The organism is Candidatus Thiodiazotropha endoloripes (assembly GCF_001708965.1).
Classification (GTDB): domain Bacteria; phylum Pseudomonadota; class Gammaproteobacteria; order Chromatiales; family Chromatiaceae; genus Thiodiazotropha; species Thiodiazotropha endoloripes.
Map to the genome: position 1 here is coordinate 537,341 of NZ_LVJW01000006.1, position 24,235 is coordinate 561,575.

The 24,235-nt window shown below is 52.2% G+C and carries 26 protein-coding genes and 1 tRNA gene; 21 read left to right on the plus strand and 6 right to left on the minus strand.

What is annotated here, in order from left to right; genetic code table 11:
• Window positions 1-132: 132 nt before the first annotated feature.
• The gene (locus A3193_RS12980) at window positions 133-1,704 is read right to left on the minus strand and encodes a bifunctional aminoglycoside phosphotransferase/ATP-binding protein (RefSeq protein WP_235615000.1); all 1,572 of its coding nucleotides are present in this window, start codon (window positions 1,702-1,704) and stop codon (window positions 133-135) included.
• A 152-nt stretch (window positions 1,705-1,856) separates the two neighbouring features.
• On the opposite strand from A3193_RS12980, the gene A3193_RS12985 reads away from it, so the two are divergent.
• A complete protein-coding gene (locus A3193_RS12985) occupies window positions 1,857-2,057 on the plus strand; it encodes a YgaP family membrane protein (RefSeq protein WP_068990115.1) in 201 nt (66 codons plus the stop codon).
• Window positions 2,058-2,108: 51 nt separating this feature from the next.
• Here A3193_RS12985 and rimO read toward each other — a convergent pair whose 3' ends face one another.
• Both rimO and A3193_RS12995 read right to left on the minus strand, forming a co-directional pair.
• Window positions 2,109-3,449 carry a 30S ribosomal protein S12 methylthiotransferase RimO gene (gene rimO, locus A3193_RS12990; protein ID WP_069015028.1) on the minus strand — a complete coding sequence of 447 codons (1,341 nt, stop codon included), beginning with the start codon at window positions 3,447-3,449 and terminating at the stop codon, window positions 2,109-2,111.
• Between the two features lie 335 nt (window positions 3,450-3,784).
• Window positions 3,785-3,979, minus strand: coding sequence for a hypothetical protein (locus A3193_RS12995; RefSeq protein ID WP_069003808.1), 195 nt, complete (start codon window positions 3,977-3,979; stop codon window positions 3,785-3,787).
• Between the two features lie 115 nt (window positions 3,980-4,094).
• Here A3193_RS12995 and A3193_RS13000 point away from each other — a divergent pair, with 115 nt between their 5' ends.
• The 14 genes from A3193_RS13000 to A3193_RS13065 all read left to right on the plus strand — a co-directional run bounded on the left by A3193_RS13000 (window position 4,095) and on the right by A3193_RS13065 (window position 15,415).
• Window positions 4,095-4,871: a ketopantoate reductase family protein gene (locus A3193_RS13000; RefSeq protein ID WP_069015029.1), complete on the plus strand. Its 777-nt coding sequence runs from the start codon at window positions 4,095-4,097 to the stop codon at window positions 4,869-4,871.
• 4 nt (window positions 4,872-4,875) lie between these two features.
• Complete coding sequence (locus tag A3193_RS13005) at window positions 4,876-5,325, plus strand: FKBP-type peptidyl-prolyl cis-trans isomerase (protein ID WP_069015030.1); 450 nt, start codon at window positions 4,876-4,878, stop codon at window positions 5,323-5,325.
• A 4-nt stretch (window positions 5,326-5,329) separates the two neighbouring features.
• Window positions 5,330-6,274 carry a 4-hydroxy-3-methylbut-2-enyl diphosphate reductase gene (gene ispH / locus A3193_RS13010; protein ID WP_069015031.1) on the plus strand — a complete coding sequence of 315 codons (945 nt, stop codon included), beginning with the start codon at window positions 5,330-5,332 and terminating at the stop codon, window positions 6,272-6,274.
• A 248-nt stretch (window positions 6,275-6,522) separates the two neighbouring features.
• Complete coding sequence (locus A3193_RS13015; RefSeq protein ID WP_069015032.1) at window positions 6,523-6,963, plus strand: GspH/FimT family pseudopilin; 441 nt, start codon at window positions 6,523-6,525, stop codon at window positions 6,961-6,963.
• Window positions 6,960-7,532, plus strand: a complete 573-nt coding sequence (gene pilV, locus A3193_RS13020; protein ID WP_162272433.1) for a type IV pilus modification protein PilV — start codon at window positions 6,960-6,962, stop codon at window positions 7,530-7,532. The genes A3193_RS13015 and pilV overlap by 4 nt, the downstream gene beginning before the upstream one ends.
• A 1-nt stretch (window position 7,533) precedes the next feature.
• Window positions 7,534-8,340, plus strand: coding sequence for a PilW family protein (locus A3193_RS13025; RefSeq protein ID WP_069015034.1), 807 nt, complete (start codon window positions 7,534-7,536; stop codon window positions 8,338-8,340).
• A gap of 37 nt (window positions 8,341-8,377) precedes the next feature.
• Window positions 8,378-8,878, plus strand: coding sequence for a pilus assembly PilX family protein (locus A3193_RS13030; RefSeq protein WP_069019445.1), 501 nt, complete (start codon window positions 8,378-8,380; stop codon window positions 8,876-8,878).
• A gap of 10 nt (window positions 8,879-8,888) precedes the next feature.
• The gene (locus A3193_RS13035; protein WP_069015036.1) at window positions 8,889-11,720 is read left to right on the plus strand and encodes a pilus assembly protein; all 2,832 of its coding nucleotides are present in this window, start codon (window positions 8,889-8,891) and stop codon (window positions 11,718-11,720) included.
• A complete protein-coding gene (locus A3193_RS13040) occupies window positions 11,713-12,141 on the plus strand; it encodes a type IV pilin protein (RefSeq protein ID WP_071933755.1) in 429 nt (142 codons plus the stop codon). Before A3193_RS13035 ends, A3193_RS13040 begins: the two co-directional genes overlap by 8 nt.
• Before the next feature lie 224 nt (window positions 12,142-12,365).
• Window positions 12,366-13,454, plus strand: coding sequence for a glycine oxidase ThiO (thiO, locus tag A3193_RS13045; RefSeq protein ID WP_069015038.1), 1,089 nt, complete (start codon window positions 12,366-12,368; stop codon window positions 13,452-13,454).
• Between the two features lie 98 nt (window positions 13,455-13,552).
• Window positions 13,553-13,628: transfer RNA gene (locus A3193_RS13050), tRNA-Thr, on the plus strand.
• Between the two features lie 124 nt (window positions 13,629-13,752).
• Complete coding sequence (locus A3193_RS13055; protein WP_068990075.1) at window positions 13,753-14,088, plus strand: DUF1820 family protein; 336 nt, start codon at window positions 13,753-13,755, stop codon at window positions 14,086-14,088.
• Window positions 14,089-14,166: 78 nt separating this feature from the next.
• Window positions 14,167-14,736, plus strand: a complete 570-nt coding sequence (locus A3193_RS13060; RefSeq protein ID WP_069015039.1) for an ankyrin repeat domain-containing protein — start codon at window positions 14,167-14,169, stop codon at window positions 14,734-14,736.
• A 226-nt stretch (window positions 14,737-14,962) separates the two neighbouring features.
• Window positions 14,963-15,415 carry a hypothetical protein gene (locus A3193_RS13065; protein ID WP_069015492.1) on the plus strand — a complete coding sequence of 151 codons (453 nt, stop codon included), beginning with the start codon at window positions 14,963-14,965 and terminating at the stop codon, window positions 15,413-15,415.
• An 82-nt stretch (window positions 15,416-15,497) separates the two neighbouring features.
• On the opposite strand, the gene A3193_RS13070 is transcribed toward A3193_RS13065, so the two are convergent.
• Both A3193_RS13070 and A3193_RS13075 read right to left on the minus strand, forming a co-directional pair.
• On the minus strand, window positions 15,498-16,622 hold the full coding sequence (locus A3193_RS13070; RefSeq protein ID WP_069003796.1) for a PilT/PilU family type 4a pilus ATPase: 1,125 nt from the start codon (window positions 16,620-16,622) through the stop codon (window positions 15,498-15,500).
• A gap of 158 nt (window positions 16,623-16,780) precedes the next feature.
• The gene (locus A3193_RS13075; protein ID WP_068990062.1) at window positions 16,781-17,815 is read right to left on the minus strand and encodes a type IV pilus twitching motility protein PilT; all 1,035 of its coding nucleotides are present in this window, start codon (window positions 17,813-17,815) and stop codon (window positions 16,781-16,783) included.
• A 254-nt stretch (window positions 17,816-18,069) separates the two neighbouring features.
• Between A3193_RS13075 and A3193_RS13080 the strand changes: the two genes are divergently transcribed.
• From A3193_RS13080 to A3193_RS13105, 6 genes are all read left to right on the plus strand, one after another.
• Complete coding sequence (locus A3193_RS13080) at window positions 18,070-18,783, plus strand: YggS family pyridoxal phosphate-dependent enzyme (protein WP_069015040.1); 714 nt, start codon at window positions 18,070-18,072, stop codon at window positions 18,781-18,783.
• 79 nt (window positions 18,784-18,862) lie between these two features.
• Complete coding sequence (gene proC, locus A3193_RS13085; RefSeq protein ID WP_069015041.1) at window positions 18,863-19,699, plus strand: pyrroline-5-carboxylate reductase; 837 nt, start codon at window positions 18,863-18,865, stop codon at window positions 19,697-19,699.
• Window positions 19,692-20,270, plus strand: coding sequence for a YggT family protein (locus tag A3193_RS13090; protein ID WP_069003793.1), 579 nt, complete (start codon window positions 19,692-19,694; stop codon window positions 20,268-20,270). Before proC ends, A3193_RS13090 begins: the two co-directional genes overlap by 8 nt.
• Window positions 20,267-20,551: a DUF167 family protein gene (locus A3193_RS13095; protein WP_069003792.1), complete on the plus strand. Its 285-nt coding sequence runs from the start codon at window positions 20,267-20,269 to the stop codon at window positions 20,549-20,551. Before A3193_RS13090 ends, A3193_RS13095 begins: the two co-directional genes overlap by 4 nt.
• A 105-nt stretch (window positions 20,552-20,656) precedes the next feature.
• Window positions 20,657-22,633, plus strand: coding sequence for a dynamin family protein (locus A3193_RS13100; protein WP_069003791.1), 1,977 nt, complete (start codon window positions 20,657-20,659; stop codon window positions 22,631-22,633).
• Window positions 22,634-22,949: 316 nt separating this feature from the next.
• On the plus strand, window positions 22,950-23,393 hold the full coding sequence (locus A3193_RS13105; protein WP_069003790.1) for a DUF4426 domain-containing protein: 444 nt from the start codon (window positions 22,950-22,952) through the stop codon (window positions 23,391-23,393).
• 109 nt (window positions 23,394-23,502) lie between these two features.
• Here A3193_RS13105 and A3193_RS13110 read toward each other — a convergent pair whose 3' ends face one another.
• Window positions 23,503-24,183, minus strand: a complete 681-nt coding sequence (locus A3193_RS13110; RefSeq protein ID WP_069003789.1) for a sulfite exporter TauE/SafE family protein — start codon at window positions 24,181-24,183, stop codon at window positions 23,503-23,505.
• Window positions 24,184-24,235: the final 52 nt, after the last annotated feature.

A 24,235-nucleotide genomic window follows, 5' to 3' on the forward strand; every position in this document is an offset into this window, starting at 1 on the left:
ACAACGAAATCCTATCAATTGAGTAGCAGGTCACTTTGACCGCACTCCTGAAAACAGCGGATGATTTTAATCTGCCGGCACAGGCTTATAAACAATGATGCCTGAGAGATGAGATCGAGCCATTGTTGACGCTCACCTCATCAAACGCTGTAACACCGTTGCCAAAAAACCGTTGGGGGGAAAGTTCTCTGTCTCAATACTCAAAGCCAGCAGACGCTCTTCGGCAGTCAGCGGTTCAGCACCACTTAGCTGCAGATCCAATACAGAGAGATCCGCCTCGGAAGCATCCCCGCCCTGTTGTTGCCTGGCAATAAGCCGCTGCTGTAATTGAGCACTGGAGGCTTGGCAATCCAGAATCAGCAATGGCACCTGAAGGCGATTGGCGAGCTGATGAAAGAGGCCTCTCTGCCACCCTTTGAGAAAGGTTGCATCGATGATTACTGAGAAACCCGCCTGTAACAGCCCTGTGGCCAATCCCGCCAGGTGGTGATAGGTCGTCCTGGTTGCCTCCAGGCTATAGCGTTTTGGAGCCGCCTTCCCGCCGCCACCCTCGGGTGGGGGAAAGAGTCGCTTTCTCTCGACATCCGAGCGAATCCTGATCGCCATCAGCTGTTCGGCCAGTTGACCGCTGACGGTGCTCTTGCCTGCCCCCGACACGCCATGGGTGATCACCAGAGAGGCCGGTGGGTGACAAACCAGCTTTTCTGCCAAGCTGAGATAGCTCAGATACTCTTCCAGATTGGACATCTTATCCGCCGGGGAGAGGTCCGGTTGGCAGGTCCGGATGGCACTGACCTTGGCCCTGACCATGGCACGATAGAGCAGATAGAACCTGAGCAGAGGCAGTCCGGCATAATCGCCCGTCTCCTCAAGATAACGATTCAACAGCTGATCCGCTAACGGATAGAGTCCACGATGCTGCAGATCCATCAACAAAAAGGCGATATCGCTGAGGGTGTCGATCCAACGCAAGTCGGGATTGAATTCAATCCCGTCAAAGGGGGTGATCCTCTGCTGATAGAGCACGATATTGCCCAGATGAAGATCACCATGACACTCTCTGACCGATCCCGCCAGATAGCGTTCTTCAATCAGTTCAGCATGTTGCTCTGCCTGATATTCGGTCCAGTTCTGCAGCGGATTGAGACGCTCGCTCTCCAACAGCGGCTGTTTCAACTCCCTAATCACACGGAAGTTCTCCATCATCGGCACAATCACCTTCTCCACACCACCCCGAGGCAACCCAGATGCCCTGTCGGCACGCCGATGAAAATCGGCGATCATCAACGCAAGCCGATCGACAAGCGGGGGGTCCAGGGTCAATCTGTCAAACAGATCCTGTTGACGAAAGCGGGCCATCTTCAACGCAAACTCCTGCACCTCCCGTTGGCCACCGATCTCCGGCTGCTCCAAGGAACCCCTTATCGCAACGACATCTAGGTAGAGCTGGGGCGCGAAACGCTGATTGAGACGCAGCTCCTCGGCACAGCAGAGTTGCCGTCTCTCCAGGGTGGAATAGTCGAGAAACCCCAGATTCAAGGGCTTTTTGATCTTGTAGACAAAATCCCCGATCAGCAGCAAGTGGGATATATGGGTCTCGATATGCTCGACCCGTTCGACCCCATGACCAAAACAGTCCGGATGTGCCAGCAACTGAGTCACAAGCTGATTTTGTCTCGCCAGATCTCTCATGTCGCCGGTCATGTTTGCGTAATCCCTTGACTAAATATTAGATAGTGCTAATATAGCGTCCACTTTTTGATCGTATGCAGCAGGTTACGATCCTCCACGCCGTTTAACGACATGCATACAAACGGTATTAGACTGATCAAAACTTACAGTTTAGAGGCCATTTCATGAATATCGACCGTATTGTGCTTGCCTTCGCAGGCTTTGCCATCCTATTGAGCGTAGCACTCTCACACTACCATCACCCCTATTGGTTGTTCTTTACCGCCTTTGTCGGCATCAACCTTTTGCAGTCCGCATTCACAGGTTTCTGTCCTCTGGCGATGATCCTGAAAAAACTGGGTCGCAGCAGCGGCTCCGCTTTCTGATCCAATATTACCCTTAACCGAATGGTTGGCATGGCGCAAGGATGCGCCAGTTTAGTCGACCTCAGTCTCCTCCACCTCAATCGGTTCCGCCTGCAGATCATGTGCTGTCGCTGCAGTGATCTTCACCTTGATGAAGTCACCTGGCTCAAGCTCCCATCCCCCCGGAATGAATACCCGCCCATCGATCTCCGGTGCATCGGCTGAACTGCGGGCAATGAGCTGTTTCTGATTCACTTCGTCAATCAGCACAACCATCTCCCTACCCACTTTGGCTTGCAACCGCTGCCGACTGATCTCTGCCTGTACCTGCATGAAACGGGCCTGTCGCTCTTCCCTGACCTCCAGAGGCAGCGCCCCGGGCAGTTGATTGGCGGCCGCTCCATCCACCGGGGAGTAGGCAAAACAGCCGACTCGATCGAGCTGGGCCTCCTGAAGAAACGCCAGCAGGTCTTCAAATTCCGCCTCAGTCTCGCCCGGAAAACCGACGATGAAGGTACTTCTCAGGGTCAGTTCGGGACAGCTTCTGCGCCAGCGGGCGATCCTCGAAAGCACTTTTTCCGTAGCCGCCGGTCTTCTCATCTGTTTGAGCACGCGCAGGTTGCCGTGTTGCAAGGGCATATCGAGATAGGGAAGGATATGGCCATCAGCCATCAGTGGTATCAGGTCATCCACATGAGGATAGGGGTAGACATAGTGCATCCGTACCCAGGCCTGCAACTCACCCATGGCGGCGGCCAGGTCCTTCAGTTTTGAACTCACCGGCCGGCCCTGCCAGAAATCGGGGCGATATTTCAGATCCACTCCATAGGCACTGGTATCCTGGGACACCACCAGTAGTTCCCGAACACCGGACTCGACCAGGCGCTCCGCTTCCAGCATCACATCACCAAACGGGCGGCTCACGAGGGGACCCCGCAGATCCGGGATAATGCAGAAACTGCAGCTGTGATTACACCCTTCGGAGATCTTCAGATAGGCGTAGTGCCTGGGTGTCAGTTTGATCCCTTCAGGAGGCAACAGGCTGGTGAAGGGATCATGCGGGGCCGGGATTTGATCATGCACCGCCTCGACCACCTCCTCATAGGCGTGGGGACCGGTTACCGCCAGCACTTTCGGATAGGCGGTTCTGATTCTGGACTCATCCTTACCCAGGCAACCAGTAACGATCACTTTGCCATTCTCCTGCAACGCCTCACCGATCGCCTCCAGCGACTCTTCCACCGCAGAGTCGATAAAACCACAGGTGTTGACGATCACCAGATCGGCCTCTTCATAACTGCCGATAAGATCATAACCTTCGGCGCGCAAACGGCTGAGAATACGTTCAGAATCCACCAGGTTTTTGGGACAACCCAATGAGACAAAACCGATATTCTTACCACTATTTGGCATAGCCAACCTCATTCAGGAGAATCATTAACATCAGACTCGATCAGCCTCTTTTCTCCCCACCATAGTTACAGATGACGCCAGTTTAATCTGTTCAGAAACGGGTTCATACCAAACACATCCAAAAAACATGGGTATGCGGCTGATTCCGCGTTGCGAAATTCAAAAATTGGCATCAAGAGAGGGAATCGATCAGTTGGGCTGATTTATTGGTTTGGGCAGATCTTGATGATCCCCTCGCCATATAAAGGGGATCGATCAACTTGCCTCATTAATGTGGCACGTCGTTCGGACATATTGAAACTACAGTTCCGCTCTGCAAGAGATAACCAACTACCTCAGGACAGGGATCCGGTGTTCTCAGCAGCAGACAGCTCAAAGGCTGGATTCAGACGTTCCGCAGCCCGTTCAATGGTCGATGGCTCCAGAACCCCCCCGTTACGTTTCAAAAGTATCATGGCATCGAGCAGGGACATCTCCTCAACATCATATAACGGCAATCCGTTTGCTGGTAATATTTCTTTATTATTCATAATGATATATACCTTTATTAATCCTGTTGGTTAACTTATATGTTAGACCGTTAAAAAAATAATGCAAATCCGCTATGATGCGGGCTCCATATAGATCACCCACAGCAAGCCGAGCATGTCAGATAACAGTAAAGAGATCATTTTAATTGGAGTTGGTGAAATCGGTGGTGTACTCGCCAAGGGTTTCCTGCGCCTGGGTTACACCATCCACCCGGTCACACGGGGCATGCGGATAGAAGAGAAGGCAGCACAAGTCCCTGATCCTGCGCTGGTGATCGTTGCCGTTGGTGAAGCCGACCTGCCCGCTGTCCTGGCCGACCTGCCGGACAACTGGCGATCCCGTATCGGCCTGCTGCAAAACGAACTGCTGCCTGATGATTGGCGTGAAACGGTCAATCCCACAGTGATCTCCATCTGGTTTGAAAAGAAACCCGGCATGGACCCTAAAGTGATCATCCCTTCACCCGTATTCGGGCCACAGTCGGCACTGATGGAGGAAGCTCTGCAGCAGGTCAACATTCCGACCAAAGTGTTGACCGATGAAGCGCAACTGCTGTTTGAACTGGTAACCAAAAACCTCTATATCCTGACAACCAATCTTGCCGGATTGAAAACCGGCGGCAACGTTGCTGAGCTGTGGAAAAACCACCAATCTTTTGCCGAGTCTGTTGCCCGGGAGGTCATTCAGCTTCAGCAGGTGCTCACTGGACAATCCTTGGACACGGAAGCTTTGATCGATGCCATGCTGGAGGCTTTCGAGGGCGATCCCCAACACAAATGCATGGGCCGAAGTGCACCGGCCCGACTCGAGCGTGCCCTGGCACATGCCCGACAGCATGGACTGGCACTGCCGCAACTACTCAAGCTGGAACAGACCCTGGCAAGCGCATAACCAGATGAACAAAGCACCCCTTAGAATCGATCCAGGCTATCGTGTGACCATGCACTTCTCCCTGACCCTGAGCGATGGCACCGAAGTGCTCTCCACCTATCAGGAATCACCACTGGAATTCACCCTTGGAGATGGCACCATGGAGCCGCTGCTTGAGTATGCAGTGCTTGGCCTGAAGGCCGGTGATGAGCAGACTCTGGAGGTCTCCGGCGACGAGGTCTACGGACCACGGGATGAAGCCAAATACCATTGGCTTAAACGCACTGACTTCCCACAGGATATGCCGCTGGAGGAGTCCCAGGTGGTCGCCTTCTCCACAGCCCAGGGCGAGGAGATTGCAGGCACTATACTGGAGCTTAATGAGGATCAATTACTGCTGGACTTCAACCACCCCCTGAGCGGCAAGACCTTTCACTACCGGGTATCCATCATCAGCGTTGAAATGGCGGAATAACACCATGCAACAGATTTTACTCGCCAACCCACGGGGATTCTGCGCCGGTGTAGACCGGGCGATCGAAATTGTCGAACGGGCCCTGGACCAGCTGGGTGCCCCGATCTATGTCCGACATGAAGTGGTGCACAACCGATTCGTGGTGGAGAGCCTGCGGGAACGGGGAGCCATCTTCGTCGACGAACTTGAACACGTACCGGATGGACATACGGTTATTTTCAGCGCCCATGGTGTCTCACAGGCGGTGCGTGAAGAGGCCAAACTACGCCAACTCAGAATCTTCGATGCAACCTGCCCTCTGGTGACCAAGGTTCACCTGGAAGTTGCCCGTCGCTGCCGGGATGGCTACGAGGTGATCCTGATCGGCCACAGGGGACACCCGGAGGTCGAAGGCACCATGGGACAATGTACCCAAGGTGAGGGCCAATCCCATATTCACCTGGTGGTCACGACACAGGATGTGGAACAGCTACAGATCGACAAGACCGAGAAAATCGCCTTTGTCACCCAAACCACACTCTCGATGGATGACACCCAACAGATCATCAAGGCACTGCAGCAGCGCTTTCCCAATATCACCGGGCCGAAAAAGAACGATATTTGCTATGCGACGCAGAATCGCCAGGATGCGGTCAAGGCGCTGGCAAAAAGCTGTGACCTGGTACTGGTCGTCGGCTCACCCAACAGCTCCAACTCAAACCGGCTCCGGGAGATTGCCGAAAAACATGGCCTGCCCGCCTATCTCATCGACGGCGCCGAGGATATCGACCCGGCCTGGCTGACAGGTAAGCAGACCATCGGTGTGACCGCTGGCGCTTCAGCTCCGGAGATTTTGGTCGCAAGTGTAATAGAGCAATTGAAGGGCTGGGGTGCGCAAGTGGTTGTCGAGGCCCAGGGGAAGAGTGAGGAAGTGGTGTTTGCTCTACCGAAGTCACTGGCTGGTCAGTAACCACCATCGATTCAGTATCTGTTCACTGTGATTGGGCCGGGTCACCCTCGGAACACCATCTGAGAGATTCACCAGTAGCGGTGGAATACCCACCCACCCCTGGATACTACTTACATTCCTACCGAAATCCTCATATTGTCCTGATTTTGGTGAATTTTTCGATGTGTGGGGCTGCTACACCGATAAACGGTATGACACGACCAAATCGCATAATCTAAGCTATTGGTCAGAATAGGTGAGGTTTAAATATGAAAGGGACAAAGGGTTTTACAATCGTTGAACTGATGATAACAGTGCTCGTGCTCTCGATCGTGCTGTCCGTTGGTATACCCGCATTCTTGAATCTGTCAGAGCGAACCTCTGTTGCCACCACAAGTAATGAACTGCTGGCAGGGGTACTTCTGGCCAGAAGCGAGGCCGTTCGCCAGGAAGCGAATGTAATTTTCACACCACGAGCTGATGGATGGGATGTAGATACAGGTCTTGTAAACCTGCTTACTCACACTGTGGATAGTGACTATGTGACGGTCAATGGCAACCCAGTCACCTACAACGCACGCGGCAGGGCTGCTTTAGCCAATACAGACTCCATATCCGTCAGTTTCGACGGTGAAGTAAAATCCAGAGTCTGCCTCAGTCTCACCGGTCGCCCCTTCATCAGATTGGCAGAGGACGGAGTATGCCCATGATTAACAAATGCACCCCGATACCTAGCACCAAGTGTCGAGGCATGACATTGATCGAAGTGCTTGTGGCAGCCGTGATCATCGGCGTTGGCCTGCTTGGCGTGGCATCGCTTCAAATCACAGCACTGCAAGGAGCGAGTAATGCAGATTACAGATCCAGGGCAACTGATCATACCGCTGCACTAGCAGACCGCATGAGAGCCAATCTTTTTGGTGTGGACGCCAATGACTATATCTCCGATGTCCCCGCTGATTGTACAGCACCGCCCGATGAGATCTGCGCCATGACCCCAGACGATACCAGTACCAACGGTATAACAGATTGTACACCAGCGGAAATGGCGGCCTTTGATCTGTGGGAGGTCAGTTGCAGAAATGGCGTTCAGACATCTCTGCCTGGTGGCGAGATGATTGTCTCCTGTATCGATAACGATGCAACGGATGCCGACCCCTGCTCCCCCGTTTCAACCATGGTGGTCACCATCACCTGGCAGGTACAAAGCGATACCGCAAACCCTGAAACTGAGACTGTAGTTACCAGCATAGTGCCCGGTGCACCCAGAGAGGAATAAGATGCAGAACTTATCTAATATTCGCCGGCAAGCAGGTGTCTCCCTCATCTCCCTGATAATCGCAAGCGCAATCGGTTTCTTCATCATTGGTGGAGCCGGCAAAGTTTACGTAGACAGTAAGAACACCTTTAATGCCAGGTCCGCCCTCGCGGCTGCCACGGAAAATTACCGCTTCGCATTTCAGGATATGCGCCGGGTACTGGTGATGGCTGGTCGAGGGATCATTCCGGAAAACGACAATGACTCCACCTATGGTGTTACCGACAACGGTCTACGCACCTTTCCAGAGATCAGTACCGACGGAATCCAGGATATCGATTCGAATGGGTCCAGCGTGATTGCGGTTCGCTATGCCTCAGGCCCAGCACCCTGCGGCCTGGCCGGCACCCTGGGTGGAACTGTTGCCGATACCATCACTGTGCGTTTCTATCTCAATACTGACGGCGACCTGATCTGTGAGGTACCCGAACGCAATTATGCTCAACCCCTGGTTTCCGGAATTGCCCGTATGCGGGCATTATACGGCATAGACACTGACGGCGACGGCCTTGCCAATCAATATTTCACCGCAACAGCCGTTGACGATGAGGCACGCTGGGTCAACGTCGTTGCCATTCGCATCGGCATAGTCGCCGGTTCTGGAGAAGGTCAGGAACTGCCTGAAATTTACCAACCCTCTACTGCTGAACCCATGGATGTAATGGGTGCCACCTTCACCCCGACAGAGACCAGCAGAGCCTATAAATCATCAAGCACCACCATTACCTTGAGAAATCTGCGTAATGGCATCAACAGACAAGCCACTTAATAGGGTTTGGAAGCGAAAAATGAGACAGCACAGACACATGATCACATCTACGAACCGTCCGGCAAGAGAGCGTGGTTTCGCCTTGGTCATCAGTATGATCCTGCTCGCTATTATCACACTTCTGAGTGTCAGTTCGATGCGTAATACAAACATCGAAACAAAGATTGCGGCCAACCATCAGCTCAAGGAGCTAAGCTTTCAAGCTGCTGAAAACGCCCTTTCGATCGTTACCGGAACATCAACCAGTGACCTGGTGACTGACTACAACCTTGATGTACCAAACGTCATTGGACAGACACTCACCACTGGCAACTTTTACGAGTCAAGCGGCGTCACTGATCAAGCGGACATTCGCGCCAATATCGATATGACCTATGAAGATTTCATCGATCCAAAGCAGGGAATGGGCAACAGGCTCTTTTCCGGCTACCAGTTTGATGTTTCAACCCACCTATTCCAAGTGGATGCTTTTGGCCATGTTGGCAACAGCGGATCTCAAACCCACAACAGGATGCAGGTTGCACTGATCAGGCAGTAAGGAGCACAGTATGTTATTCACGAAACAGACACCTCAATTCAAACACCAACTGCCTTCATTTTGCAGCGCGCTGATCCTCAGCCTCTCTGCACAGATCTCTGTGGCAGACGATATCGAGATCTACCTGCAAGAGCCACCAGATCCCGTACCGCCGAATGTACTGTTCGTACTTGACGAATCCGGCAGTATGAGCTCCGGCTCACCCTCCCGGAGAAACCAGCTGGTCGACGCGATGACAGGCGTGGTCAATAACCCGGATCTTGCCAACACCAACGCGGCGCTGCTCGGTTATACAACCCGCTGGGGTAACAACGGCACCCTCTACATGCGCGCTCATTCCGGTGAGTTCAAGCTATTCGATGGTAATGAATCCAGCTTCACTTCTCAGGTCTCCAGCCTGCAAACCATCAGCTATACCCCGACGGTTAAGGCAATGGAAGCTGCGGTAGACTGGTTCCGCCGCGATCGTACCTTTACCGACTATTTCGGTAACAGCATGACCTCACCCATCGACGGTGATCCGGAAGACAACTGGTGCCGACCCAACCACATCGTATTGCTCTCTGATGGTGCGCCAAACTCCAATTCACCAACCAGTGGACAAGCCTACGGACTGACATCCTACGAAGGAACCAATTGTGTCCGTAACTCCACCTCAAGATGGCAAAACGGTCGATGCGCAAAAGAGATTGCGCGCTGGGCATACACCACCGACCTCGAAGAGGGAACAGGCTGGCATGAGACCCAGAACATTACTACCCATACCATCGGTTTCGACACTTCGACCGGCAGTAGCACGGAAATCTTCCTGCAGAGTCTGGTAGGCGATGATGCCGGTGGCGGTAACTACTATCAGGTAGACAGTAACGCACCAGCTGACAGTGTCACCGGCCTGTCAAATGTTCTGACCTCTATCATTGTCGACGCTCAGGAGTCCATCCCCTATGCCTATACGGCTCCAGTGATTCCTTTCAATCCTGACAATGCCGCAATCAGTGGTGATCGTATCTACATACCGCTGTTTGTGCCGTCAACAACCACCTTCTGGAAAGGCAACCTGAAAAGCTACAGTTTTGCTGTGAGCGACGGCAACATTGTCATTCTTGACGAATTAGGCTCTTCAGTGGTTAACGAAGCCTATGAGTTCACCGGCTCTCAAGACTATTGGAACGACTCATCCGACGGTGGCGAAACCCTTGAGGGTGGCGCCGCATCACACACGGGTTCACATGGAATCCGTAACTTATATACTAATCTGAATGGTAGCGCCCCGCTGTCTGACTCCACCAATCGGGTTATCTTCAGTAATACGGCAATCACCAACGCCATGATGGGTGTTGCAACAGATGAAGAGCGTGTGGATCTGCTTAACTGGATCACCTGGGATCCGACCTGGACTATCAACAATACGGATGAAGAGCCGCATACCGGGGTAATGGGCGCTCCCATACATACTCAACCGGCCGTTGTTAACTATGCGGCAGGCGACGTAGTCCTGTTGCCCACCAGTGAAGGTGTCCTTACTGCTATCGATGCTGATACGGGCGCAGAACTCTGGGCCTTCATGCCGGTAGACTTTTTGAGTGAAATCAACACAATCAAAACGAACAATCCATCAACCACCCCCTTCTACGGCCTGGATGGCCCACTCACTGTTTACGAGGTTGGTAGCAGTAAGATGGCCATTGTCGGCATGAGACGTGGTGGCAAAAAGTACTTTCTGCTCGATGTTACCAATAGGGATGCACCAGTCTTTGTAAGAGAGATTGCAGCGGCTAGCGATGTCAATTTCTCTGGTCTTGCACAAACCTGGTCAAAGCCTCTGTTTGTAAACATCAACGTTGGAGGCACTGCAACACCGGTTCTGATCTTTGGCGGTGGCTATGACACGGATCAGGATACGGCGACATCACGATCTGCTGATGATGAAGGTAACTTTATTTTCATCGTGAATGCTACTGACGGCAGTCTGTTGAGAACCGTCTCCAATTCTGGAGCGGATATCACCGTCAGCAATATGACCAACAGTATCCCGAGTGATGTAATGACCATCGACATCGATGGTGACGCCATGGTCGATCGAATCTACGCCTCTGACGTCGGCGGCAGGATCATTCGCGTGGATGTCGACTCCATGTCGGGAGCGGTAATTGCCGATGTAAACTCGAGCGGTGGATTCAGACGCTTCTTCAATACACCGCAAGCCGGTTACTACTCCAAGGGTGGTGTACAGTTTGTTTCGATCCTGATCGGTTCCGGCAACAGAACAGATCCATTGGACGGAAGCACAACCGACCGCTTCTACATGATCAAGGATCGGGCGGTTTGGAATCCGCCTACAAGCTACACAACTGTTACACAGTCGATGCTTCTCAATGCGACAAACACACCACCAACCCGATCCGATGTTCTAAATCCGGCTAACGGCGGTTGGTATTTTGATCTGTCGAATACGGAAAAATCCTATTCGAAAGCCATACTCTACAACTATGCCGTTATATTCACCACATTCAGTGCAACACGTGCCGATGACTTGGGAGACTGTGAAGCACGAGGTTCAGCCGGTACAGCCAGAGTCTATGCCGTTGACATGATAGACGCCAATGCAAAATTCAACTGGAATGGCGGCAGTGAAGACAACCTGACGGTCAATGATCGTTCTGACACCTTGAACATGCTTGGAATCCCACCATCACCCATGCTGGTATTCCCAGGCGACCTCGATGACCAGGGCGGCCAAATCCTCGGTAATAAAGTCCACTTGCTGGTCGGTATTGAGAAAAAACGTGATTGGGATGATTATTTCTTACCCACCTACTGGGAAGAGGTTATAGATGATTAATTCAAGAAGTAAGATGCGTGGCTTTACATTGATTGAAGTATTGATTGCCGTAGCAATCGTCGGCATCATTGCCGCCATTGCCTACCCTCAATATGCCGATTCAATTCGCAAAGGACGACGTAATGATGGCATGGCAGCCCTTTTGGATGCTGCTCAGAAACTGGACGTTTTCCGGGCTCGTACAGCCAGCTATACTGATGTTCCAGGCAATGCCAACATCAACACTACCAGCCCTGAAGGTTACTACGATGGGCTTACGATTATTCCAGGCACCTGTGGCGATATCACTAACTGCTACTCGATTGAGATCAACGTTACGACCAAGGATGGCCAGAATGAAGACGATGTCATTGCCTACCGAATCAACTCGGCCGGACTCAAGGAGAGGAATGAAGGTGGCTGGGTAGAAGGTTGGAAGTAGAGCGATAAACATCTGGTCTGATCTACTGATTAGACCTATCCCCCAGGATCCACATCGATTGATGTGGATCCTTTTTTATTTCATATTTTCTCAGTTATGGAAAGTCCTCGAATAAGCCGAAACCAGTCCACTATGTATGTTATTCTAAAACCTCTAAACAGGATTTAATATGTTCAAAACGGGTTAGATCCTGTGCCCCTGAATCAAAAGGCGATAAAGCTAACATGACAGACTGTCTCATCGTTGGTGGCGGGATCATCGGCATGCTCACTGCACGGGAACTCTCTGCTGCAGGCATGGATGTCACCTTACTCGAACAGAGTCGTATTGGCCGGGAATCCTCCTGGGCCGGTGGGGGAATCATCTCCCCGCTCTACCCTTGGCGATATACCAACTCCGTCAATGACCTGGCAGCCTGGAGTCAGCAATCCTATCCATCCCTTTCTGAGGAACTGAAGGAAGCCTCAGGTATCGATCCAGAGTACACAATCAGTGGACTGTTGATCATTGATCCTGAAGATATCGACAAGGCCGTGGATTGGTCATTCAACCGCAAACAAAATCTCAAACTCATTGATGGTAGCGATCTTACCAGTTATGAGCAGACACTGGAGATTGACGCCAAGCAAGGCATCTGGATGCCCGATGTTGCCCAAGTACGCAACCCCAGATTGACCCAATCCCTTTACAAAGCCATCAATGACAAAGTTCAAATCCACCAGCATTGCAAAGTGGATGAGTTAATCGTAGAAAACAGACAGGTCAAAGGGGTTGAAACTGACAAACAGCGATTCGAAGCTGACCGGGTAGTGATCTGTGCCGGCGCCTGGAGCCGAACGCTACTGCAATCACTTGCCACGCCACCCACGATCGAACCGGTACTTGGGCAGATGATTATTTTCAAACATCAGCCTGAAAGGATTACCCGGATCACACTCCACCAGGACCGCTACGTAATTCCCCGACGTGATGGCCGGGTTCTGGTTGGCAGCACGCTGGAACACAGAGGGTTTGAAAAAACCACAACAGAAGCGGCAAAGCAGGAACTCAAAACTTACGCTCTGAACCACTTTCCGGAATTGGCCCATGCTGAAATTGAGCACCATTGGGCAGGACTGCGACCAGGTTCACCCAAAGGTATCCCATATATTGGAGAGCTGCCAGAAATCTCTGGTCTCTATGTTAATGCAGGTCATTTCCGTAACGGTGTTGTACTTGGCCCAGCCTCATGCCGTCTTCTTGCAGACATTGTCCTAGAACGGCCACCAGTACTTCCAAGCCAACCTTACAGCCTTGATGCGAAAAGATTTTAATAATAAATTCCGATAGTTAAGCCCAGAACACATGAATACGTCCAGATAATACAGGCTAGACCACGTGATCAAGATAGGTCTATAATTGCCCGCCTTCAGCCGGTGTAGCTCAGTCGGTAGAGCAACTGATTCGTAATCAGTAGGTCGGCGGTTCAATTCCGCCCATCGGCTCCATCCATCACCTACCCTGCCGCCACTCATAAGTGGAAATTTTCTGTTGATGAATTAAGCTATCTTCAGGCCAGAACATCAGCTATTATCTGCTGCCATTTCTCTCTCAGGAGCCGATCTACTCCCCATGCGCCTTTTTAAAATCGTCTTTTTAAATCAGGGGAAAGTCTACGAAATCTTCGCCCGCACCGTTCGCCAGGGTGAGCTCTATGGTTTCGTGGAGGTTGAGGATCTGATCTTTCAGGAAACCAGCAGTTTGGTCGTGGATCCATCGGCTGAGAAATTGAAAGAGGAGTTCTCAGGCGTGCAACGAACCCGCATACCGATCCACTCCGTGATCCGTATCGATGAGGTGGAAAAACAGGAGCATGGCCCGGGTAAGATCATTGAGATTGATGCGGATTCCAATATCACGCCATTTCCCAACCATTTTATCAATCCAAAAAACAATCCAGAGAAGTAACTCGCCTATTGCGATTACGCATTGATCCATAGAGCGGAATATTGAGAATAACGGTGTACTCCACTACTCCCTCTCAATATGAAACAGTTTACCTTACTACTCACAATCCTCCTGCTTGTCAGTGGCTGTTCTGAGCATAACTCTGATGCTTCAGACGCTGAATTTTCAGCAAATCCGCCGTTGATCGTTGCTGCTGAAGCCGGCGACCTACCAACCATACGCAAATTGATTGAGGATCAGAGCCCCGTGGATGTGCAGGATGCCTGTATGTGGACGCCACTTATGAAAGCCTCGCTGAATGGTCATCTGGAAGCGACTCAACGTCTGCTCGATGCAGGAGCCAATGTTAATCAGGTCGATAAGGGTGGTTATTCAGCCATGATGCTGGCAGTTTCCAATAACCATCACCGGATCGCCGAGCTGTTGTTAAGCCATGGCGCGGATGTCAACCAAATTGAGACAACAGGCGGTTGGAGCGCGCTGATCTGGGCAGCAAAACTGGGACACACAGATTCGGTAGCAGTCCTGCTTGCACATAACGCCAACACCACTCTCAAAGACTTCGATCATATGAACGCCTTGGATTGGGCAACAAAAAATCAGCACAACGAAATCTTGGCCTTGTTCGAAACCCAAGATTCGCAATAAGTATCATTTATGATCTACCCCAGCTGAATGGGTTACTGATTAATTTGATTAATACCTTAACTCAGTAATCTGGCAAGCTTACGCCACACACACTTAACATAATTCTGTGTAAATACCGGATTCACTGATCTGGATCATCAGTAGATGCGGGATGAAATTCTAAGATGTACCGACGAGATGGAAATCTCTCTTCATGATCTGGGCTTTTGTTCTGGAGGTGTATCCCATGCCAAGCCGTATTACCAATGATCAAAGTCTTCGCGATGCCATAGGCCAGCTCTCAGCGACACAACAACGCGCCTTGGCGGGTAAGTTTGTGGCCAGTGTCGAACATTTGAGTGCTGACCCAAGGGTTTCCAGAGCCGTTCAGGCCGCTACCAATCCGGAGCTGAATCCCCAGGAGATCGAAGCTGCATACAAAGAAGTCAAAAGCTTTGCCACACAAACCTATACCGCATGCGGCCGGGATGCTGACTGGGCAGCTCAAGCTGAACACTTTGTCGCTGCCGCTGCGGCAGCCTCGCTTGCGCCTGATGAACCCGATGAGAGCAAAGGTGCCTGGCGCGCCGCCATGCAGGCAAGGATGGCTAAGAACTGCGAAATGATTCTGAACAATGAAGGTGGGTTGGCCAACGAATCTGAAAGGCAGTATGAGTTAGCTGAGGCATTCATACCTTAACCACTTAGCTTCTTAAACCAGTCCGCAAATCAACACCATCGCTTGACGACTGTTAGTGGCGTTCAATTGCGGACTGGATTGCTCAACTCTTGCCATCCATCAAGGTGATTCCGTTCAGTCCGTCAACCAGCGAGTCGCTGGTCTGGCTGGCCCCAAGCTTTATCATCAGGCGCACATCATTGGCCGAATCCGCATGAGCCAGTGCGTTTTCGTAGCTGATAACCCCCTCTTCATAGAGTCGATAGAGGTGCTGATCAAACGTGATCATGCCAAGCTCGTTAGATCGCTTCATCAGCTCTTTGAGTTTGTGAATCTCACCTTTACGGATCAATTCTGAAGCCAGGGGTGTATTGAGCAATACCTCAATCGCTGCACGCCGACCACTACCATCAGCTTTTGGTATCAGCTGTTGAGCCACGATCGACTTCAGGTTCAGCGACAGATCCATGAATATCTGTTCCCGATGATCCTCTGGAAAGAAGTGAATAATCCGGTCCAGCGCCTGGTTGGCATTGTTCGCATGCAGGGTTGAAAGACAGAGATGGCCAGTCTCAGCGAATGCAATCGCGTGTTCCATGGTCTCCCGGGTACGAATCTCGCCAATCAGTATAACATCAGGGGCCTGACGCAGGGTATTCTTCAGTGCCACCTGATAGGACTCGGTATCGATACCGACCTCCCGCTGGGTGATGATGCACTGATTGTGGTCATGCATGAATTCGATGGGATCTTCAATGCTGACGATATGGCCGTCCCCACGATTATTTCGATAGCCGATCATGGCGGCCAGAGAGGTCGACTTACCGGTACCCGTCGCCCCGACGAAGATCACCAGGCCACGCTTGGCCATGGAGAGATCCTGCAGTATTGAAGGAAGATAGAGGGATTCAAGGCTCGGGATATTGGTCTCTATACGTCGCAGTACCATGCCCACCGCATCCCGCTGGACAAAGGCGCTGACACGAAACCGACCAACCTTTTTTGCACTGATGGCAAAGTTGCATTCATGGGTTTCATCAAACTCTTTCTGCTGGGCATCGGTCATGATGCTGTAGGTCAGTGTTTTGGTCTGCTGAGCGGTCAGTGCCGTCTTGTTGACCGGATGAATCTTGCCATCAACTTTGATTGAAGGCTCCCGTCCAGCGGTAATGAAGAGATCCGAGGCCTTGTTCTTGACCATCATGGCTAGGAGTGTGTTCAGTTCCATAGTCTTGTCCTCTTTACACTCGTATTCATAGGCTGATCCCAAAGCGTCAGCTGTTGGGACGAGAGCCTGGGGCCTGTTGACACGATTTCAATCGACCCTGGGGTTCTACCTGCAAGAGTGATTGTTAATCCTGATTGTATTAATGATACAACATCAGACTAAAACTGATCCTTGTTCTGCGCTTTTGCCTTGGCATCCAGACGGCTGACCACACCCTTCTGTACCAGCTCTTTCAGCGCCTGGTCCATGGTCTGCATGCCTGCCGCCTGACCGGTCTGAATCGCTGAATACATCTGCGCCACCTTATCCTCACGGATCAGATTTCGGATCGCCGGTGTACCCACCATAATCTCCCAGGCGGCGATTCGACCTCCACCGATCTTTTTCAGAAGGGTCTGGGCGACCACCGAGCGCAAAGACTCGGAAAGCATGGAGCGAACCATCGACTTCTCACCAGCCGGGAACACATCGATGATACGGTCGATGGTCTTCGCTGCCGAACTGGTGTGCAGAGTCCCGAATACCAGATGGCCGGTCTCGGCCGCTGTCAGTGCCAAACGGATGGTTTCAAGGTCACGCAACTCACCCACCAGGATGATATCCGGATCCTCACGTAGCGCAGAACGCAGAGCTTCGGCGAAACCCAGGGTATCCCTGTGGACCTCACGCTGATTGATCAGACACTTTTTACTGCTGTGGACGAATTCGATCGGATCTTCGATGGTAAGAATGTGGGAGTAATCATTGTCGTTTTTGTAGTCCATCATGGCGGCAAGCGTCGTCGACTTACCGGAACCTGTCGGGCCGGTAACCAACACCAGTCCACGAGGCACATCGACAATGTCCCTGAAGATCTGAGGGCAGCCCAGATCATCCAGGGTCAACACCTTGGAGGGGATGGTACGAAATACCGCGGATGCGCCACGGGCCTGATTGAAGGCATTGACACGAAAGCGGGCAAGCCCGGGGATCTCAAAGGAGAAGTCGTTTTCCAGAAACTCTTCAAAATCCTTTCGCTGCTTGTCGTTCATGATGTCATACACCAGGGCATGCACCACCTTATGTTCAAGCGCCGGAACGTTGATGCGGCGAATGTCTCCATCTACACGGATCATTGGCGGCAAACCAGCGGAAAGGTGTAAATCAGATGCGTTGTGTTTGACACTGAAGGCCAATAGTTCAGCGATATCCATTCATTCCCCCGTTGTACTCAGGCTTGTCAAGCCTACCATTGTTGATCGCAAATCGTGGTACTCTATCTCCAGCCGGACGGCCATTATCCCCTTATCGACATCCAGACAGATATATTTAACCGGCGCCTGGACTTGAAATGGCATCAGCCTGACCGCATTTGCAGTGTAGAACGTACTACGGGATTAATGATATACCAAACCGCCTGACAATTAACTTTTCGCCCTGCAAACAAGGCATAGGCCTGAAGACGAACGTGACAGACAACACCGTATCAACTCCCGATCAACTGCGACAACGCTTCGAGGCTGTAGAGCAGCGCATCCAGCAGGCAACCGCAGCCTGTCAGCGGGAAACCGACTCTGTGGAGCTGCTGGCCGTCAGCAAGACCCGCAGCAGCGAGGAGATTCGCGCACTGGCCGTCCTGGGCCAGAGAATGTTCGGTGAAAACTACCTGCAGGAGGCGATAAGTAAAATCGAGCAACTGGCCGAGCTCAACCTCTGCTGGCATTTTATCGGCCGTATCCAGAGCAACAAAACCAGGCCGATCGCCGAACACTTCGACTGGGTACACAGTGTCGCCAGCCTGAAACACGCCACCCGCCTGAGTCAACAGCGCCCGGAGGGGATGTCGCCCCTGAACATCTGCCTGCAGGTGAATACCAGTGGCGAGGCGAGTAAGGACGGGCACTCACCAGAAGAGCTGGCACAATTGCTACCCGCCTACCAACAGCTGGACAGGATCATTGTCAGGGGATTGATGACCATACCGGCACCGGTTGCAGAGACTGAAGACCCCAAGCAGTCACTGAAACTGTTACACATATTGCGTGACCAGCTGAAGACAGCGGATAATCCCCTGAACACCCTATCCATGGGAATGTCTGACGATCTGGAGGATGCAATCTGCGAAGGTTCGACCATCGTCAGAATCGGCACCGCAATTTTTGGCCCGCGAAACTATAACTAGTGTGGTGCCCCATGTTAAGTGACAATAGTAGAAGCCTCACTTGGCACCTGTACAAAATCCATACGGACAGAACCGCAGCATGAAAAGCGATAAAATTACATTCATCGGTGGCGGCAACATGGCAACCAGCCTGATCGGCGGCCTGATCGCCGACGAATATGAGAATCGGGCGATCACTGTCAGTGATCCAGACCTGGACAAGTTGAGCCAGTTGGCCGCCCGCTATGGCGTTACCACCGAACCGGACAACAATCTGTCCGTGGCTCAGGCTGAAATCGTAGTGCTGGCCGTCAAACCCCAGATCATGGAGCCAGTGGCCCGGGCATTGGCCCCGGCGCTGCAGCAAAACAAACCCCTGGTCATCTCTATTGCGGCGGGAATCACAGCTGGTGCACTGGCCGATTGGCTCGGCTCAGAGCTGCCGCTGGTACGCAGCATGCCCAACACACCGGCGATGATTCAATCCGGTGCGACAGGACTCTATGCGGGTGCATCGGTAAACGAGCATCAGCGAAATCAGGCTGAGAGCATTCTGCGCGCCGTCGGAATGACCCGCTGGGTGGAGGATGAATCCCTGATCGATGCCATAACGGCGGTCTCCGGCAGCGGGCCTGCCTACTTCTTCCTGGTCATGGAAGCCATGGAGGAGTCGGCCAGAGCCCTGGGGCTGGATGAGGAGAGTGCCCGGCTGATGACCCTGCAAACCGCGCTGGGCGCAGCCCGTATGGCGATCGAAAGCAGCGACTCCCCGGCCCTGTTGAGGCAGAAAGTGACCTCTCCCGGCGGCACCACGGAACGGGCATTGGGCATCCTCGAAGCGGGGGGATTGCGCACACTGTTCAATGAGGCTCTGCAGGGTGCGGCAGAACGCTCCCGGGAACTCTCCGATCTACTAGGACATAAAGAAAATGGGTAGCAGTTATCTCACCAACCCAGTGGTGTTTCTGGTTCAGACCCTGTTCGGTCTCTACATTCTTGCCATTCTGCTGCGGTTTCTGCTGCAGATCGTGAAAGCGGACTTCTATAACCCGATCTCTCAGTTCCTGGTCAAAGTGACCAATCCACCGCTGAAACTGCTGCGCCGGGTGATTCCCGGGTTTGGCGGCATCGATCTCTCATCCCTGATCCTCGCCTGGGTGTTGAAGACCGCGGAACTGTTTATTGTGATCCTGATTGCAGGACAAAGCGCCAGCCTGCTGGGCCCTTTGCTGCTGGCCATCCCTGAACTTATCGAACTGACCATCAACATCTTTCTGTTTGCCGTACTGATCCAGGTGATTCTCAGTTGGGTCAGTCCCGGTAACTACAATCCGGCGGTGAGCCTGCTCTACAGTCTCACAGGACCGGTTATGCGACCTGCACAAAAACTGCTGCCACCAGTCGGTGGCCTTGACCTCTCACCGATGCTGGTAATGATCGGCCTGGTACTGCTCAAAATGCTTCTCATTCCGCCCCTGCAGCAACTCACCACCAGCCTCATTCAATGAGCTGGTACCAATGGCAGCAGGATGATCTGATTCTGCGCCTGAGGATACAGCCAAAGGCTTCCAGGGACCGGTTTATAGGCCCCTACGGGGATAATCAGTACAAAGTGTCGATTACCGCCCCACCCGTGGACGGACAGGCCAACGACCGGCTGTTGAAGTTCATTGCCAAGACTTTCGACCTGCCACGCAGCAGAATCGAACTGCTCTCCGGAGAGAGCTCCCGTAGTAAGTGCCTGAAACTAAAGTCCCCAGGGTGTCTGCCGATAGAAATTGAGAAGTGAGACTGGGGCTATGGCACCAGGCTTGTTCCTCTAGTATTATTATTCCTACAGCTGAACCGGATAGTGGAATACTCCTTCCGGCTAATGTGAGACTGGGGCTAGTGCATGGAAAAAGTAAGATTTCAAGAACAGTTACAAGCTTACGAGCAGTGGAAAAAGGATATCATCAACACTATTGAGGAGTATGGTCCCTGGCTGGAAGAGAACGGCATGTCCTCCGAGGATATCCAGCAGCGCATCAATCATACTCTCGGTACGCTGAAAAACGATAAGCTGACCATTGCCTTCGTTGCAGAGTTCTCCCGCGGCAAGACTGAACTGATCAACGCCATATTTTTTGCCGATTACGGTCGCCGACTGCTGCCTTCGGACGCCGGTCGCACCACCATGTGTCCGACCGAGATCTTTTATGATGACGAGCGGGATGAGGCCTATGTACGCCTGCTGCCCATCGAAACCCGTCTGCAGGACAATACCCTGTCCCAGCTCAGGCACGATACCAAGCAGTGGGTCCACTATCCCTTGGAGACCGACTCCGTAGAGCAGATGCAGGCGGCTCTGAGCGAAGTGGTACAGACCAAAGAGGTCCCCCTGGAGGAGGCCAAACATCTTGGTCTCTACAGTCCGGACCTGCATCCGCATCAGAATCAGCCACCTGAAACTGTCGAGATCCCAAAATGGCGTCACGCACAGATCAGTTTCCCCAACCCGATGCTGAAAAAAGGCCTGACCATTCTCGACACCCCCGGACTCAACGCACTGGGAACAGAGCCTGAGCTGACGCTCAACATGTTACCCGCCGCACAGGCCGTACTGTTTGTACTTGGCGCGGATACCGGCGTGACCCGCAGCGACATGGAGATCTGGCAACACCATATCAAGGGTTTCCAGACCGGCCGGCAACGTGGCCTGATGGTGGTGCTGAACAAGATAGACACCCTGTGGGACGATCTCAGAGAGCATGAGGACATTCATGAGGCGATCCGCAACCAGCAGACCAATACAGCTGAATTGTTAGGTGTTGAACCGAATGTTGTCTTCCCGATCTCTGCGCAAAAGGGGCTGCTAGCTAAAATCAAAGGCGAAAAACAGCTGCTTGAGAAAAGCGCCCTGCTCGACCTGGAGAACTACCTTGGCCAGGACGTTCTGAATATCAAACAGCAGATCATTCTCGATACCGTCAGTGCCGATGTGGGTCAGATGCTGGACAACAGCCGCAGTATGCTCTCCGGCAAACTGAATGACACCAAATACCAGCTCGAGGAGCTTGAAGAGCTCAGCGATAAAAGTGATGACGTAATCACCAATCTGATGGAAAAGACCCGCAGTGAGCAGGCGCAATACCTACGGGACGTGGACACCTTCCAGCAGAGCAGGAAACAGCTAAAGCAGCAGGCCAATCTGCTTACTGAGATTCTCAGTCTCGAAGCATTAGAGGGCACCATCGAACAATCACGCAAGGATATGACCAACAGCTGGACCACCAGCGGCATGAAGAACTCGATGAAAAACCTCTTCGATGAGACCCGCCGCACCATGCTCAAGGTGGTCAATCAGAGTGAACAGACCCGAAAGCTGATTCGTGCTATCTACCGCAAATTTCAGAATGAACACGGCTTTGCGGTTGTGCAGCCGAAGATGTTCTCAATCGTGAAGTATCGCGTTGAACTGGAACTGCTTCATCAGGAAGCGGAGATCTTCAGAAACAGCCCGGTAACAGCCATGATGGAACAGAACTTTGTGGTTAAAAGATTCTTCTCAGCACTGGTCAAACGGGCTCATGATATCTTCAAACGGGCCGACGAAGAGATCAACCAGTGGCTCGGATCCACACTGGAACCACTGGTTATCCAGATCAAGGATCATAAGGAGATGATGGAGAAACGTCTGACCAATCTGCAGAAGATCGGCCAGTCCCGCAATACCCTGCAATATCGGATTCTGGAGCTGCAGGAGCAGTATACCGAGCTCGCCAGACAGCTGACCGCACTGCGTAATATGTCGAACCGACTGAGCAACAGCCGGCCCCTGCACCATGCGCAGCGACAGAAACCAACCCTGGTCAAGCAGAACGTCGGCTAAGCAAAGCAGAAGCGTTATTTAATAACAGTCAATAAGCGCTCTCCTATCTGAGGTGAGCGCTTGTTTGGTTTTGGATGGTCCTCTTAACCAGCAGACTCAATCTCAGCACTCATCGCCAACAGGCATACTCTGTTCCACTTCACCCTCAGGTCCTGATCGTCTAAACTGTTTTTCATGCCCTGATCCTTGTGGCGGGTGAATCTGCTCGACAGCAGATCACGTATCCACTTTATACCGGCAGAAAAGAGTCAACCTAGCTTAGGGGCTATCACAACCTAGACCGGCCAAACAGGCCGGCACAAGTGGAGGAGTTTATATGTCCGTATTCAACCTTTTAGCCAGAGTAGTGCTTTTATCACTGTTCACCTTCCCTGTTCTGGCTGAAAACAGTACAGCCATTCCAGGATTCACCATTCACCACAATGCCATACCCAGTGCCTCACTGGAGCCCGGTGTTGCCCGTCAATACGGTATTCAGCGCAGTAAATACAGAGGTATGCTGAATGTCAGCATCATCAAGTCAGTTGAAGGAACCATCGGCACCTCTTCAGAAGCTGTGGTCATGGCCAAAGCGAACAATATTCGCGGTCAGCTGATCAGCATCCCGATGCGGAAGGTCACTGAGGGCGATGCGGTCTACTACATTGGTGAATTTCGCATTGCAGACCAAGAGACACTGAATTTCGAGATCAAAGTACAGCCAAGAGGTGAGAAACGCTTCTACACTGCCAAGTTGAGCCAGGATTTTTATATCGACTAAAGACTGAGCAGTACAACTGATCATCTCAGCTGATCAGACTGCTTTCAGGACTGAACCAACAGTCCTGAAAGCTTTTCAAACAGCATCATCCACTGCTTCAGATGTACCATTAAAATGCGCGATAGAGCATTACCAGACCGAACAGGATTACCATCAATCCAGCCACCTTTCTGATGCGGATATCCTTGAACCATCTGGCCAAAGAGCCGGCCACCATGCCCATGGCAAACAGATTTGGCAAGGTACCAAGACCAAACGCCAACATCAGTCCTGCCCCCTGCATCACCCCACCTGCGGAAACTGTCCAGATCAGCATACTGTAGACCAGACCACAGGGGATCCAACCCCATACCAAACCCAGCACCCAGGCCTGAGCAGGTGTTTTCACCGGTAAAAGCTTACGTGCATAGGGCTCGATGCTTTTCCACAGCCGACTGCCAAGGTGCTCAATTCGGGACAGGCCCAACCACCAGCCTCCCAGATAGAGTCCCAGCATGATCATGAACAGGGATGCAATCACCAGCAGGACCTGTTGTGCGGCATAGACAGGTACCAGTTGCGCCAGTAATAGACCCAGCCCGCCCATAACCGCACCGGCGATCACATAGCTGGTAATACGCCCCAGGTTGTAACCCAACTGGTAGGGCAGAGTCTGTAGTAAACGATTTCGGATCGGTTCGGGTAGACCGAAAGTCAATGCACCGACAATACCGCCACACATACCGGCACAGTGGGCACCTCCCAGTAATCCGACAACAAAGGCGGCCAGATAACTACCCTGCTCAACCATTCAGTTCACTCCCACAAAGCACGGGCCAAAACCTTTGAATACTATAAAATCC

Bases quoted from the DNA above. Each gene is read 5' to 3' on its own strand.
- A3193_RS12980 (WP_235615000.1), bottom strand. From the start codon at position 1,704: ATGACCGGCGACATGAGAGATCTGGCGAGACAAAATCAGCTTGTGACT.
- A3193_RS12985 (WP_068990115.1), top strand. From the start codon at position 1,857: ATGAATATCGACCGTATTGTGCTTGCCTTCGCAGGCTTTGCCATCCTA.
- rimO (WP_069015028.1), bottom strand. From the start codon at position 3,449: ATGCCAAATAGTGGTAAGAATATCGGTTTTGTCTCATTGGGTTGTCCC.
- A3193_RS12995 (WP_069003808.1), bottom strand. From the start codon at position 3,979: ATGAATAATAAAGAAATATTACCAGCAAACGGATTGCCGTTATATGAT.
- A3193_RS13000 (WP_069015029.1), top strand. From the start codon at position 4,095: ATGTCAGATAACAGTAAAGAGATCATTTTAATTGGAGTTGGTGAAATC.
- A3193_RS13005 (WP_069015030.1), top strand. From the start codon at position 4,876: ATGAACAAAGCACCCCTTAGAATCGATCCAGGCTATCGTGTGACCATG.
- ispH (WP_069015031.1), top strand. From the start codon at position 5,330: ATGCAACAGATTTTACTCGCCAACCCACGGGGATTCTGCGCCGGTGTA.
- A3193_RS13015 (WP_069015032.1), top strand. From the start codon at position 6,523: ATGAAAGGGACAAAGGGTTTTACAATCGTTGAACTGATGATAACAGTG.
- pilV (WP_162272433.1), top strand. From the start codon at position 6,960: ATGATTAACAAATGCACCCCGATACCTAGCACCAAGTGTCGAGGCATG.
- A3193_RS13025 (WP_069015034.1), top strand. From the start codon at position 7,534: ATGCAGAACTTATCTAATATTCGCCGGCAAGCAGGTGTCTCCCTCATC.
- A3193_RS13030 (WP_069019445.1), top strand. From the start codon at position 8,378: ATGATCACATCTACGAACCGTCCGGCAAGAGAGCGTGGTTTCGCCTTG.
- A3193_RS13035 (WP_069015036.1), top strand. From the start codon at position 8,889: ATGTTATTCACGAAACAGACACCTCAATTCAAACACCAACTGCCTTCA.
- A3193_RS13040 (WP_071933755.1), top strand. From the start codon at position 11,713: ATGATTAATTCAAGAAGTAAGATGCGTGGCTTTACATTGATTGAAGTA.
- thiO (WP_069015038.1), top strand. From the start codon at position 12,366: ATGACAGACTGTCTCATCGTTGGTGGCGGGATCATCGGCATGCTCACT.
- A3193_RS13055 (WP_068990075.1), top strand. From the start codon at position 13,753: ATGCGCCTTTTTAAAATCGTCTTTTTAAATCAGGGGAAAGTCTACGAA.
- A3193_RS13060 (WP_069015039.1), top strand. From the start codon at position 14,167: ATGAAACAGTTTACCTTACTACTCACAATCCTCCTGCTTGTCAGTGGC.
- A3193_RS13065 (WP_069015492.1), top strand. From the start codon at position 14,963: ATGCCAAGCCGTATTACCAATGATCAAAGTCTTCGCGATGCCATAGGC.
- A3193_RS13070 (WP_069003796.1), bottom strand. From the start codon at position 16,622: ATGGAACTGAACACACTCCTAGCCATGATGGTCAAGAACAAGGCCTCG.
- A3193_RS13075 (WP_068990062.1), bottom strand. From the start codon at position 17,815: ATGGATATCGCTGAACTATTGGCCTTCAGTGTCAAACACAACGCATCT.
- proC (WP_069015041.1), top strand. From the start codon at position 18,863: ATGAAAAGCGATAAAATTACATTCATCGGTGGCGGCAACATGGCAACC.
- A3193_RS13090 (WP_069003793.1), top strand. From the start codon at position 19,692: ATGGGTAGCAGTTATCTCACCAACCCAGTGGTGTTTCTGGTTCAGACC.
- A3193_RS13095 (WP_069003792.1), top strand. From the start codon at position 20,267: ATGAGCTGGTACCAATGGCAGCAGGATGATCTGATTCTGCGCCTGAGG.
- A3193_RS13100 (WP_069003791.1), top strand. From the start codon at position 20,657: ATGGAAAAAGTAAGATTTCAAGAACAGTTACAAGCTTACGAGCAGTGG.
- A3193_RS13105 (WP_069003790.1), top strand. From the start codon at position 22,950: ATGTCCGTATTCAACCTTTTAGCCAGAGTAGTGCTTTTATCACTGTTC.
- A3193_RS13110 (WP_069003789.1), bottom strand. From the start codon at position 24,183: ATGGTTGAGCAGGGTAGTTATCTGGCCGCCTTTGTTGTCGGATTACTG.